This is a genomic window from Pigmentiphaga aceris, from assembly GCF_008119665.1.
Taxonomy (GTDB): Bacteria; Pseudomonadota; Gammaproteobacteria; order Burkholderiales; family Burkholderiaceae_B; genus Pigmentiphaga; species Pigmentiphaga aceris.
On the sequence record NZ_CP043046.1, the window covers coordinates 1,050,732 to 1,063,349 of the forward strand.

The 12,618-nt window shown below is 61.9% G+C and carries 12 protein-coding genes; 7 read left to right on the forward strand and 5 right to left on the reverse strand.

Annotated features, from left to right (window positions below):
• Positions 1 to 122: 122 nt before the first annotated feature.
• Complete coding sequence (locus FXN63_RS04380; protein ID WP_187395097.1) at positions 123 to 1,187, reverse strand: DUF1176 domain-containing protein; 1,065 nt, start codon at positions 1,185 to 1,187, stop codon at positions 123 to 125.
• Positions 1,188 to 1,527: 340 nt separating this feature from the next.
• Here FXN63_RS04380 and modA point away from each other — a divergent pair, with 340 nt between their 5' ends.
• The 5 genes from modA (at position 1,528) to FXN63_RS04405 (ending at position 5,654) form a co-directional block, all read left to right on the forward strand.
• A complete protein-coding gene (gene modA, locus FXN63_RS04385; protein WP_148813194.1) occupies positions 1,528 to 2,280 on the forward strand; it encodes a molybdate ABC transporter substrate-binding protein in 753 nt (250 codons plus the stop codon).
• 177 nt (positions 2,281 to 2,457) lie between these two features.
• A complete protein-coding gene (gene modB, locus FXN63_RS04390; protein ID WP_148813196.1) occupies positions 2,458 to 3,138 on the forward strand; it encodes a molybdate ABC transporter permease subunit in 681 nt (226 codons plus the stop codon).
• A 29-nt stretch (positions 3,139 to 3,167) separates the two neighbouring features.
• The gene (gene modC / locus FXN63_RS04395; protein WP_148813198.1) at positions 3,168 to 4,334 is read left to right on the forward strand and encodes a molybdenum ABC transporter ATP-binding protein; all 1,167 of its coding nucleotides are present in this window, start codon (positions 3,168 to 3,170) and stop codon (positions 4,332 to 4,334) included.
• 209 nt (positions 4,335 to 4,543) lie between these two features.
• On the forward strand, positions 4,544 to 4,912 hold the full coding sequence (locus tag FXN63_RS04400; protein WP_187395098.1) for a winged helix-turn-helix domain-containing protein: 369 nt from the start codon (positions 4,544 to 4,546) through the stop codon (positions 4,910 to 4,912).
• Between the two features lie 37 nt (positions 4,913 to 4,949).
• The gene (locus tag FXN63_RS04405) at positions 4,950 to 5,654 is read left to right on the forward strand and encodes a hypothetical protein (RefSeq protein WP_148813200.1); all 705 of its coding nucleotides are present in this window, start codon (positions 4,950 to 4,952) and stop codon (positions 5,652 to 5,654) included.
• A gap of 86 nt (positions 5,655 to 5,740) precedes the next feature.
• Here FXN63_RS04405 and FXN63_RS04410 read toward each other — a convergent pair whose 3' ends face one another.
• Entirely contained in the window at positions 5,741 to 6,499 is a 759-nt protein-coding gene (locus tag FXN63_RS04410) for an SDR family oxidoreductase (protein ID WP_148813202.1), read from the reverse strand.
• Between the two features lie 181 nt (positions 6,500 to 6,680).
• On the opposite strand from FXN63_RS04410, the gene FXN63_RS04415 reads away from it, so the two are divergent.
• Together FXN63_RS04415 and FXN63_RS04420 are read left to right on the forward strand one after the other, a co-directional pair.
• A complete protein-coding gene (locus FXN63_RS04415) occupies positions 6,681 to 7,682 on the forward strand; it encodes a LysR family transcriptional regulator (protein WP_148813204.1) in 1,002 nt (333 codons plus the stop codon).
• Positions 7,679 to 8,182 (forward strand): hypothetical protein, encoded by a 504-nt coding sequence (locus FXN63_RS04420; RefSeq protein WP_148813206.1) that lies wholly within the window; start codon positions 7,679 to 7,681, stop codon positions 8,180 to 8,182. The genes FXN63_RS04415 and FXN63_RS04420 overlap by 4 nt, the downstream gene beginning before the upstream one ends.
• Positions 8,183 to 8,250: 68 nt before the next feature.
• Here the strand turns inward: FXN63_RS04420 and FXN63_RS04425 are convergent, their stop codons facing one another.
• The 3 genes from FXN63_RS04425 to FXN63_RS04435 are packed head-to-tail and all read right to left on the reverse strand — an operon-like array spanning position 8,251 to position 12,613.
• The gene (locus FXN63_RS04425) at positions 8,251 to 8,973 is read right to left on the reverse strand and encodes an ABC transporter substrate-binding protein (protein ID WP_148818933.1); all 723 of its coding nucleotides are present in this window, start codon (positions 8,971 to 8,973) and stop codon (positions 8,251 to 8,253) included.
• A gap of 49 nt (positions 8,974 to 9,022) precedes the next feature.
• Positions 9,023 to 9,916, reverse strand: coding sequence for a GntR family transcriptional regulator (locus tag FXN63_RS04430; protein ID WP_148813208.1), 894 nt, complete (start codon positions 9,914 to 9,916; stop codon positions 9,023 to 9,025).
• An 18-nt stretch (positions 9,917 to 9,934) separates the two neighbouring features.
• On the reverse strand, positions 9,935 to 12,613 hold the full coding sequence (locus FXN63_RS04435) for an aconitate hydratase AcnA (protein WP_148813210.1): 2,679 nt from the start codon (positions 12,611 to 12,613) through the stop codon (positions 9,935 to 9,937).
• Positions 12,614 to 12,618: the final 5 nt, after the last annotated feature.

Here is a 12,618-nt window from a genome sequence, read left to right on the forward strand (position 1 = left end):
CTTGAATCAAACCCGTGGAAAAAGAACGGCCCGACGCAGCAATGTGTCGGGCCGTTTTTCGTTGTGTGGTCTTGTCGAGGCCCTTGATCGCGTGACATGCACGCGATGCAAAAGCCGCAGCTTTATTGCGCAGCGCTGATCGGCTCCGGCGTGCTGCGATACCAGACCGGCCAGTCGTCCGGCAGGCCGGCGCAGCGTTTCTGTTCGCGGTAATCGACCAGCGAAAACGCATTGCCGTCAAAGCGCTGGGTGACCCGATAGCCGCAACGGCGATCCGCATCGGCAGGCGCATCGAAACGCAGCGTGCCGGTAGTCGGGTCCAGCTCGGGCGAGGCCCAACCCGGCGCGCTCAATGACCACGCGCCAGGGGGTGTGGTAGTGGTGGCCATCTCGGGCTCTGAACGTTGCGTGCGGTCCACCTTGAAGCCCATGAACCAGCTGCGATCACCACTGCGCTGGCATTCCAGCAAGACCAGCACGTGGGTGTCGGTCAGCGGATGGGCGCGGTCACGCGGGTCGGTCGGGCGCTTGCCTGCACAGGCACCGTTCACCCATTCCCCGCGCGCGGCTTGGGTGGCACTCAATAATCCCGCTTCCACGGGTTTGGTGGAAAGCGGCCAGGTGGGCACGCGCGGCATGGTTCGCGGTGCCGTGGCACGGGCTTCTGGCAGCGGTCCCTTGCGGATCAAGGCACCCTCGGTGTCGAGCCGACGTTGCTGGGCGTCCATCGACAGCAGCGCGGCGGTCATACCGGCGAGCGAAATCGTGGCGTCGCCCGCGCGTGGGCCAAGCGACAACTGGCTGGCGTTACGCAGCGCGTCCACCACGTACTGCCCGTATTGGCCGTCGAGCACAAACTGGCTGCCACCCTTGCGACTGGTGGGGTGACCCCAGTCGATGGCCTCGGAAAGCGGCGTTTCCTGACCGTCGACCCGGAAGTCTTCCACCCGTAGTTCCCCGGCGCTGCTGAGCTTGATCAGTGTGGGCGTGGACGGCCCGGCTTCACGTACCAGCCGCAACGCGGCTTTGCTGCCATCGACCAAGGCACTGGCTTCGCAGCGCCCCAGGTTGTCGCAGGTCAGCGTCCAGTCTTTGTACTCGGCGTAGTAGGGGTCGATGTCTTGCGCCAGGGCCAGGGCGGGCGAGGCGAGCGCGGTGGTCAGCAACAGGGCACGAAGACGATGCATGGGCGTGGCGACTCGAAAAGCGTGAGAGGTCATTATGGCCGGGTCAATCGCCGGTTTTTGTCTGGGCTTGTACGGAGTCGTGACAAGGCGGGATGTGACACGCCCGGGTTGATCCGACACGGCTAATTCAGACGATACCCAGGCGGTGAGCCAGATCGGAATCCAGACGGCAATGCGGTGCCGTTACGCGATTCATCGCTGATCCACATCAAGGTGGATAGGGACGGCGTGTCGCACGCCGCCAGCGTTCGTTATATATTTCGGAACATAACGCTTTTGATTTCAAAGCCTCGGCCCACCGTTGGCCGCAGCTTCTCTTTTCTTTTCTCAGGTCCTTCTCATGAAAACCCGTGTGATTCCGTTTGCGTTGTCCGTGCTTGCCGCCATTGCTTCGCCCGCCATGGCCGCCGAGGTGCACGTTGCCGTTGCCGCCAATTTCACGGCACCGGTGCAGGCCATCGCAGTTGAATTCGAGAAGGACACGGGCAACAAGGTCGTGGCATCGTTCGGGGCCACCGGCCAGTTCTATGCGCAGATCAAGAACGGCGCGCCGTTTGAAGTGTTCCTGGCCGCCGACGACACCACCCCCGCCAAGCTGGAAGCAGAGAAGGCCATCGTTCCGGGTAGCCGCTTCACCTATGCCACTGGCAAGCTGGCGCTGTGGTCGGCCAAGGCAGGCTACGTGGACGACAAGGGCGAGGTGCTGAAGAAAAACGATTTTTCTCACCTGTCCATTGCCAACCCCAAGACCGCTCCTTATGGCCTGGCTGCCACGCAAGTGCTGGCCAAGTTGAATCTGACGCAAGCGATCACGCCGAAGATCGTCGAGGGCCAGAATATTTCGCAGGCGCACCAGTTCATTTCCAGCGGCAACGCCGAATTGGGTTTTGTCGCGCTGTCGCAGATCTACAAAGACGGCAAGATCTCCAGCGGCTCGGCCTGGATCGTGCCCAGCGAATTGCATGAACCCATCAAGCAAGACGCCGTCATTCTGGAAAAAGGCAAGGACAACCCGGTGGCCAAGCAATTCGTCGACTATCTGAAAGGCCCGAAGGCTGCGGTGGTCATCAAGTCTTACGGCTACGAGCTTTGATGCAAGGGGCATAATGCGGGCACCATCCGATCCCGCATGGCCGCAATCTGCTGCGGCCTTTTTGCCCCTGGTCTGAGCGTCCGGCTACGGCCTGCTGCTCAAATGCCTGCCCGCAGCAAGCGTTTGCCGTTGATCTGACGGCTCCTTGCTGCCGCTACTTCCTGACCTGTTACCCCCATGCCCCTGAGTAGCGCCGACTTTGCCGCCATCTGGCTGACCTTGCAGCTTGCGTCACTGACTACCCTGATTCTGCTGCTGGTCGGCACGCCCATCGCGTGGTGGCTGTCGCACACACGCTCGCGCCTGAAAGGGCCGATCGGGGCGATTGTCGCGTTGCCATTGGTGTTGCCGCCCACCGTGATTGGCTTCTACTTGCTGGTCACGATGGGACCAAATGGGTTTGTCGGTCAGTTCACCAAAAGCATCGGCCTGGGCACCTTGCCTTTCACCTTTGCAGGCTTGGTGGTCGGCTCGGTATTCTATTCATTGCCCTTTGTCGTGCAGCCTTTGCAGAACGCGTTCGAGGCCATCGGCAAGCGGCCGCTGGAGGCAGCTGCCACGCTGCGTGCCAGCCCGTGGGATACCTTCGTGTCTGTTGTGCTGCCGCTGGCGCGGCCGGGCTTTGTGACGGCCGGCATTCTGGGATTTGCGCACACGGTGGGCGAGTTCGGCGTGGTGTTGATGATCGGTGGCAACATCCCCGACAAGACACGGGTGGTGTCGGTGCAGATTTTCGATCACGTCGAGGCCCTTGAGTACGCGCAGGCGCACTGGCTGGCCGGTGGCATGGTGGTGTTCTCGTTCCTGATTCTGCTGGGGCTGTATTCCAGCCGCCGCGCCGTTGCGCCCGCGCTTTGATCCGCGTGCACGACGACATGCTCCACGACATGCACGACCACACTCAAGACGTGATCCATAAAGACACCCACCACAACGCCGACAGCAATGCCAACCGCAATGTCGACAGCAACACTCGCATCGAAGCGCGCTTTCTGGTGCGCCATGCGGGCTTTTCGCTCGATGTGAACCTGGATTTACCAGGGCGTGGCGTAAGCGGTCTGTTCGGTCATTCCGGCTCTGGCAAGACCACCTGCCTGCGTTGCGTGGCTGGTCTGGAGAAACCTGATTCCGGTTATCTGCGGGTCAACGGCGAAGTGTGGCTGGACTCAGACGCCGGCATCTCGCTGCCCACGCACAAACGGCCCTTGGGTTATGTGTTCCAGGAACCCAGTCTGTTCCCGCATCTGAACGTGCTGCGCAATCTGCAATTCGGCCAGAAGCGTGTGCCTACCAGCCAGCATCAGGTGCAGCTTGAACAAGCCACTGCCTTGCTGGGCATTGACCACTTGCTGGAACGCATGCCTGCGGGCCTGTCGGGCGGCGAGCGTCAACGTGTGGGGATTGCCCGTGCGCTGCTGACCAGCCCGCGTCTGCTGCTGATGGATGAACCGCTGGCTGCACTCGACCTGAAGCGCAAGCGAGAGATACTGCCTTACCTGGAACGTCTGCACGACGAGCTGGATATCCCGGTGATCTACGTCAGCCACTCGCCTGAAGAAATGGCGCGGCTGGCCGATCATCTGGTGGTGCTGGATGGGGGCAAGGTGATCGCCAGTGGTCCCATTGCAGACACCTTGTCGCGGTTGGACTTGCCGGCTGCGCGCACAGACGATGCATCCGTCGTGGTCGAGGGAACGGCTGGCGATTTTGATACCGCGTACGGATTGCTGACGGTGCATCTGCCTGAGAGCAACAGCACCATGCGCCTGGTACATGCGCGGATTGCGACTGGCCAACGCGTACGACTTGCCGTGAAGGCAAGAGACGTCAGCTTGACGACCAGTGACCAAGAGGGCGGCAGCATTTTGAATCGCTTGCCGGTGACGGTGCTGGAAGTTGCGCCCGCCGAGAATCCAGACCATGTCATCGTGCGGCTAAACGCTGGCGGCACCTTGTTGCTGGCGCGTATTACCCGCTATTCCAGTGACCGCCTGGCCGTGGTGCCGGGTCAGGCCTTGTGGGCTCAGATCAAGGCCGTGTCGCTGTTGACCTGACTTGTCTCGCCATGCGCTGGCGGTCTACATTGCCTAGCTGTCGTGCCCCTGTCATGCCCTTGGCGTGCCCCGAGCGTGCTCTTGCGAGTGCGCCGACTCTATCGGAAATCTTGCCATGCGAACCCGCGCACGTAATCAATTCTTCGGTCAGGTCACCGCGCTTCAGATGGGTGCTGGAAAACGAAGTGGATAAGGCAACGCAACACGCAATGGAAAAAGAGCCTGGCTTGATCCCCGAGGTGCGTTTTCGCCTGCGCATTCGGCAGGGCGAGAGCATTGCGGTCGGCCCTGGCAAGATCGCGTTGCTGGAAGCCATTCAGGTGCACGGATCGATCTCGGCGGCAGCGCGCAGCCTGGGCATGTCCTACCGACGCGCCTGGTTGCTCATCGAAGAATTGAATAAGGCACTGAACTCACCCGCCACGTCTTCCGAGCAAGGTGGCCAGCGCGGCGGTGGCAGCTTGCTGACGCCGGTCGGTGCCGAGATCATTCGCCTGTACCGCGCCATTGAACGCGATGCCTATCAGGCCTGCGCAGACGACATCGGCACGCTGACGTCCTTGCTCAAAGGCGCGTGACATGGGGCCGACACACGGGGATGCCGCGCAGACACCCGTGAAACACAACGTCCTCGACCCCAGAAAGCATCCCTGGCGATTCATCGGGGTTGTGCTCGGCAGCATGGTGCTGGTCTTTGTCATTCTGATGGCGTGGATCGGGCTGACGGTGCTCATGAACCAGGACACGGCGCATCCCGTGGCCGCCGATGTGGTCTTCAACTATCTGCTGGTGTCGCTGCTGAGTTTCATCGGCTTGCCATTCTTTCACTGGGCCATGTTGCGTCGCCATTGGCAGCAAGAGCAACGCCGTCTGGCGGGCCTGCCCAATGACCCGAACGAGACGATTGCGGCGGCCATGCTGGCAGCAGAACCGCTGCCCAAGACCCGCAAAAGCTGGCAGCAGAAGGTGCTGTATGTCGGCCTGTATATCTACGGGATCGCGCTGCTGATGAGCGTGTTCGGTCCGCTGGACAACCAGCGTTGGCTGATCCGCATGATTGCGCGTTTCAGTGCTGGCAGCGCGTCCTTTGGCAGCTTGGCAAACCTGGTGATATTTGTGCCGGCCGGGCTGATGTTGCTACTGCTTTTCTTTGTTCTGGACCGCGAAACCGACGGGCTTGAACGCGGCCAGCTCGACCCGGCAGAAACGCTGCGGCTGCGCATGAAACAGCAATGGCTGTTCTCATTCGTGGCCGCACTGACCGCCGCTGCCTTCCTGTGCTTTTTTGTTGGCAGGATGACGGCGGCGTATTTGTCTTGAATCGGTATCTGTCTTGAACCTGCACCGCGTAAAACTCGCGATGCGGGTTCAGCGGACTGCCGATCTTCCTTCAAGCTTTTCTGCGATCAGGCCAATCCACCATTGGCACGCAGGATCTGCCCATTGACCCAGCCGGCGTCCGGACCGACCAGGAAGGACACCACGCCCGCAATGTCCTCGGGCTGACCCAGCCGTTCCAGCGGCGGCATCTTTGCAAAATTCGCGATCTGTTCCGCCGTCTTGCCGTTCGTGAACAGCTCGGTCGCAACCGGGCCGGGGGCGACCGCATTCACGGTGATCTGGCGACCGCGCAACTCTTTTGCGAACACATGGGTGAACGATTCCACCGCTGCCTTGGTGGCGTTGTAGATCGCGTAACCGGGCAGATTCATCGCCAGCGCGCTGCTGGAGAAATTCACGATGCGGCCACCGTCGTTCAGGCGCTTGGCCGCTTCGCGCAGCGTGTTGAAAGTGCCGCGCACATTGATGTCGAAAGTCTGGTCGTACAGCGCATCGCTGGTGTCGGCCAGCGGCGTGGTCTTCAGCACGCCGGCATTGTTCACCAGCACATCGACACGACCCAGTTGAGCCTCGGTGGTCTCGAACAAGGCACGCACCTCGTCGGGCTTGGCCACGTCCGCCTTCACTGCAATGGCGGACAGGCCTTGCGCTTTCAGCTCGTCAACCAGGGCATTGGCTTCCGCTGCGCTGGACGCGTAATTGATGGCAACGGCAAAGCCATCTTGTGCCAGGCGTTGGGCAACCGATGCGCCAATCCCCCGAGACGCGCCGGTGACGATGGCAACACGTGTGGATTGTGCAGGGGTGGCTTGTGTCTGAGTCATGAAATTCCTTGAGTCAAATAGGTGGTTCAGCGCGGAAGCGCCACCGGCAATGAAGTGTCCGGGAAATATATCCGCGACGACTTCCGATGCACAGCATCATGGATCATTCGAATGCAAAGATAATTATCGGTAAATTGCCAATACCATTCGATTCACTACAACAATGTGCAGGCGCTCAGTCATGGATCGGTTTCAGGAAATGCAGGTTTTCATCCGCATCGCCGAACGCTTGAGTTTTTCTCAGGCCGCTGACGACTTGCAGATTCCACGCGCTACCGTCACCAACCTGATGAAACGCATGGAAACGCGTCTGGGCACACGGCTGCTTGAGCGCACCACCCGAACCGTGCGGCTGACTCAGGATGGCGAAGCCCATTTGCGGCGCTGCGAACGGCTGATTGCAGACTTGGAAGAAGCCGAGGGTTCCTTCAACAATGCCGCCCCACAAGGCTTGCTGCGTGTGAACCTGCAAGGCACGCTGGCCAAGCATATTGTGGTCCCGGCCTTGCCGGCATTCCTGGCCATGTATCCGGCAATCGAGCTGCACATCGGCGAAGACGACCGACTGATCGACTTGGTGCGCGAAGGCGTGGATTGCGTGCTGCGCGTGGGCAATCTGCCGGACTCATCCATGGTTGGCAGACGTGTGGCAATGATGGAGCAAGTCACGGTTGCCAGCCCCGCTTACCTGCAGAAACATGGCGAACCGACCACCTTGGACGAACTGGCCGGGCATTACGCGGTCAACTATGTATCGAGTGCCAGCGGCCGTGCAATGCCGCTGGAATTTTTGACTGCCGGGCAGTCAGATGGTCATCAGAAAAGTCAGGCAAAAGATCAGGAGAAAGCCCGGCCAGACAGCCAGGTTATCGCTATCCACCTGCCCGGTATGGTGTCGGTTTCCGGTGCGGATCTGTATGCCGGCTCGGTCGTGGCGGGGCTTGGTCTGGCGCAGGTGCCGACGTATCGGATCGCCAGCGAATTGGCTGCCGGCCAGCTGAAGATCGTGTTGCCCGACTTTCCACCGCCAGCCATGCCGGTGACGGTGATGTACCCGCAGAATCGTCAACTGTCCTTGCGGGTGCGGGTGTTTGCGCAGTGGTTGTACACGCTGTTTCGCGACGCGCGGTGGCCGGTCCAGGACGGCACGTCCAAGAGCGCAAGTTCAGGAGCATCGAATTGAAAAACGTATTCCCGCAGATGGTTGCTGCAACGACGCTGGTCATGGCAAGCATGGCCCCGGCATGGAGCCAGGCCATTCCCACGCCTGCGTCGCCGTTCGCCATCGAACAGATCGTCGGCAATTGGCAGGTGGTGGGCGTGCTGGTGGCCGGTGGTCCGGTTCAGGCGCTGGTCACCAACGACCCCACCTACATGGGACGCCGCCTGTCGATTACGCCTACGCGCATCAGCTGGGCCGCCAAGGGCAGTGCGCGCGGTGAATCCTGCGAGACGCCATCGGTGCAGGCGCTGGGCAGCAGCCTGGACAATGCACTGGGTGACACGCCGCCCGCGGAAATGTCGCCCGCGCTGCGTGCTGCACCGGCCTACACCGTGGCGTGCCAGGAAAAGGACTGGGGACCGACCACCGGTGCCGTGCTCGCCTACCCCGAAGCGGGCAGGCTCGCGTTGACGTGGTATGACAATGCAGTGTTGCTGCTGCAACCGGTGGACGCGAAATAGTAATTTGTCGGTGAATGCTTGCAAGATCGTGTGGGCGCATGACCTTGCAGCTGCGTGCATGTCAGTAACTACGCCGTTTTCAACGGTGCCACCAACGCACCTTCAACACCGTGCCGTTGCAAGGCCTCGGCAACAAAGCCATTGGCCTTCATCTCTTCCACATAGTCACGCAGCATTTGCGCGGCAGCCTCGCCGCGCGACTTCGGCACGCCCATGGCTTGTTGAATCACCATGAAACGCCCAGGCAGCAAACGCATGCCACCTACCCGTGCGGCATCTGCTTCCAGCTGTTGCCGCACGCCCGCAGCAATGTCCAGGTCCTGAGCAATGAAGGTGTCCACCACGGCTGGCGACGTCGGTGCGCGGACCAGCTCCGCATACTTGATCGCGCGCGACAGGAACAGGTCGTAGGCACTGCCTTTGCCGACCGCAATCCGGTGTCCGGCCTGATCGGCTTCGTCAGGGTGCTGCAAGGGTGATGCGTCGCGCACCAGGTACCAGCCTTCGATCAGCACGTAGGCTTCCGTGAACGCAATCTTCTCGCCACGCAGCGGATCAATGGCAAAAAAGCCGATGTCAGCTTCATCCGCCGCCACCGCCTCGACAGACTTTCCGGCCGTGGGAAACACCACCAGGTCCAGCCCTACGCCCAGGTGCTTGGCCAGGTTGCGGGCCAGGTCCACCGAGATGCCGCAGGGCGCACCGGATGCCGGGTCGGTGTGGGCAAGAATCGGGTTGCCCAGGTTGATGGATGCACGCAGCACTCCGGTCGGCGCGAAAGCGGCCAGCATGGCTTGGTCGAGTCGGTCGTTGGTGATGCTCACGATGGATGATGCTCCGTCAGGGTTTGAGGATGTCGCGGATGTTGCTCAGATTGCGCAGGGTGCTGGACAGATGATGCCGCATCGCCTCGGCGGCATCTTCGTTGCGTTCCTGCTCCAGCAAGTCCAGCAGATGCAGGTGCTGCTTGCAGTGCTCGGTGTATCGCTTGCGATCCTGCATTGAACGGTAGGAAAGCAGTCGTCGCACACGGTTGACGCGACGAACGGTGTCGATGAAGAACGGATTGCCAGACCCTGCCACCAGGGATTCGTGAAAACGCACGCCGCGCTCGTGTAGTTGGTCAGGGCTGTCGGTGTCGATGCCGCCGTTCAGCAAATGTTGTTCCGCAGCGCGGCAGCGCGCCAGCACCTGCGGATCAAGCCGATAACCGGGTTCAAGCAAGGCGGCAGGTTCCAGCGCAAGGCGCAGCCGGTACGACTGCAACAAGCTGTCGGCGGTGGTCAGCATTGACGAAAACGTCCAGCCGTAACCCGGCTTTTTTTCTGCCCAGCCTTCGCTGGCCACCCGCGCCAGTACGGCATTGAGCTGTGTGGACGTCAGACCATATCGGGTCTTGATCAACGCTTCGGAAAAAGTCTCTGGCAGTGCGTCGCGCAAGCGGTCGTCGGCAATGCGGAAGTACGCCTGGCTGACCACATCCTGATCGCTGTCACGCAGTTGCCCCGCCAGCTGCGCAAGCTGATCGGCGCTCAACGCATTCACGAAATATCCCCGGTTGGGCTCACGCCGCAACACGCCCTTTGCTTGCAAGGTGGCCAGCGCCTCGTTCACTGGCGAGCGCGATACCCGCAGCCGGTCTGCCAGCATTTGCGCCGGCAGGTGACTGTCGGCGGGCAGTGGTTCGGCACGGATCAGTTCAAGTATCTGAAGGTCGATGGAGTGGTCGGACATGACAGAAGCACAAGGTGATCAGGGACTGGCGGGCAAGACCTGTGCGTTACGGGCAATGGTCTGCTGGAGGATGGACGGTATCACGCCGCCCGCACGCAGCAGCTCAAGCTCAAGCTGTGTCTCTACCGCTGCCGTGCACAGCAAGGATTCGATACTTTCGTCGATGCGCAGGATGCGCACGGGTATCTGGCCGCGCACGGTCAGGGGTGTGGTGTCTGCATCGATCTCGATACGATCGCCGGGGCGAATTGCCAAGGTGTCGGGGGTGACGCCTGCGGGTAGTCGCAATGGCAAGATGCCCATGCCGATCAGGTTGGACCGATGGATGCGTTCGATGCTGACGGCCAGCACGGCGCGAATGCCCAGCAGGCGCTGGCCCTTGGCTGCCCAGTCGCGCGAGGAACCGGTGCCGTAGCGCTCACCGGCCAGCAGCACCACGGCATCGCCGGCGTCGTGATAGGTCTGTGCCACTTTCCAGATCGGTGCCGTCGTGCCGGTGGGTGCATGCAGCGTGCAGCCGACCGGGGCGTCCGGCACCAGCAGGTTGCGCAGGCTTTTGCTGTAGAAGGCGGCGCGCATCATCACTTCCCAATTGCCGCGCCGCGACGCGAACACATTCAGGTCATGGCGGTTTTCGCCGCGCGACACCAGAAAGTCGGCCACCTCGCTGTCGGGCGGAATGGCACTGGCTGGCGAGATGTGGTCGGTGGTCACGTCGTCACCCAGCACCAGCAGCGGATAGGCGGTGTAGACCCCCAGCAGGCTGCCTTCCGTGGCGGCTGCAAAAGGCGGGCGGCGCAGGGCGGTGGACGCCGGATTCCACGGAAAACGCGGGCCGTCCGGGGCAGTCAGTGCATGCCATTGAGGATTGCGACTGGCAATCTCGAAATCGCGACGGAAGTCGGCGGGGTCCAGAGCTTGTGCCAATGCTGCGGCCACTTCCTCGCGGCTGGGCCACAGGTCTTGCAGGGTGACTGGCCGGCCCGCTGGCGTGAACTGTATCGGTTCGTCGCGCAATTGGCGTTCGGCGTCACCGGCCAGCGCATACGCCACCACCAGCGGGGGCGACATCAGGAATCCCAGGTCGAGTTCAGGGTGGATGCGACCTGGAAAATTCCGGTTGCCCGAGAGCATCGCCACGGGGTGAATGTGTCCCTGGCTCATGGCTTGGCGGATGACATCGGGCAGGGGGCCTGCGTTGCCGATACAGGTGGTGCAACCGTAGCCCACGATGTCGAAGCCGACTGCCGACAAGTCCTCGTCCAGCCCGGCGCGGTGCAGGTAGGACGCCGCTGCTGGCGAACCAGGGCCTAGTGATGTTTTGACCCAGGCAGGCACCTTCAAACCAAAGGCTCGTGCCTTGCGCGCGACCAAGCCCGCCGCGATCAGCAGGCCGGGGTCAGAGGTATTGGTGCAACTGGTGATGGCGGCGATGGCGATCGGGTGACGCGGCATGATGTCGCCCACGTCATCCTCGCCTGGAAGTGCGGCTGTGGGCACGAACCCCACGGCCGCCAGCGCCTGCGGCACATCGGCGTACCCGATCAAATCCTGCGGTCGTCGTGGCCCGGCCACGTGCATGCCTACCGTATTCAGGTCGATGTGAAGTTGACGGGTATAGACCGGTTCAGCCTGCGGGTCGAACCACAGGCCAACTCTGCGCATATACGCCTCGATCATGGCCAGCCGGGCAGGGCTGCGACCGGTGTCGTGCAGGTAGTCCAGCGTGCGCGAATCGACTGGGAAGAAGCCCGTGGTGGCCCCATACTCGGGGGCCATGTTGGCGACCACGGCACGTTCGCCTGCGCTCAGCGTGGTCACTCCCGGTCCATAGAACTCGACGAATTCCCCCGAGACCCCGATGGCGCGCAAGCGCTGTGTAACGGTCAGAGCCAAGTCGGTTGCCAGCGTGCCGGGTTGCATCGCACCCGTCAGGTACACGCCGATCACGTCGGGAATGCGTTGCTGCGTAGGCATGCCGAACATCACCGTCTGCGCTTCCAAGCCGCCTACGCCCCAGCCCAGCACGCCAATCCCGTTGATCATTGGGGTGTGGCTGTCGGTGCCGATCATCATGTCCGGCACCAGCCATGTTTCTCCCCCTCGCACCTGGGTAGTGACGACGGTGGCCAGCTGTTCCAGGTTGATGGTGTGCATGATCCCGGTGCCCGGCGGGTGGATGCGCACGCCGCGCAATTCCGTCGCGGCCCAGCGCAGGAAGGTGTAGCGCTCGGCGTTGCGACGGATCTCGTGCGCTAGGTTGAGCGCAGGCGCATCGGGCCGCGCGAATGCTTCTACCGCCAGGGAATGGTCGATCGATACATCGACGGGCAGGCCTGGGTTAAGGACGGTGGGGTCGACCCCCGCTTCGGCCAGCGCGTCGCGCATGGCTGCGATGTCGACCAGCGCCGGTGTGCTGGTGGTGTCGTGCATCAACACCCGGCCGGGCTGGAATGCGATTTCTGCTTCGCTGCTGCGCGTGTCCAACCAGGCGAACAAGGCTGCGATTGCTGTGTCCCGTTCCACGCCACGCATGTTGCGCGCTGCGTTTTCCATCAACAAGCGCAGCACGACCGGGAAGCGCGTCAGCGCATCACCACACAGCGCAGGCAGATCAATGACCCGATAAGGCGTGCCGACCAGTGCCAGCAGGTCGGTCGGGATGGGCAAGGGCGGCGAAGTCTTGGTGTTTTCCATGATTT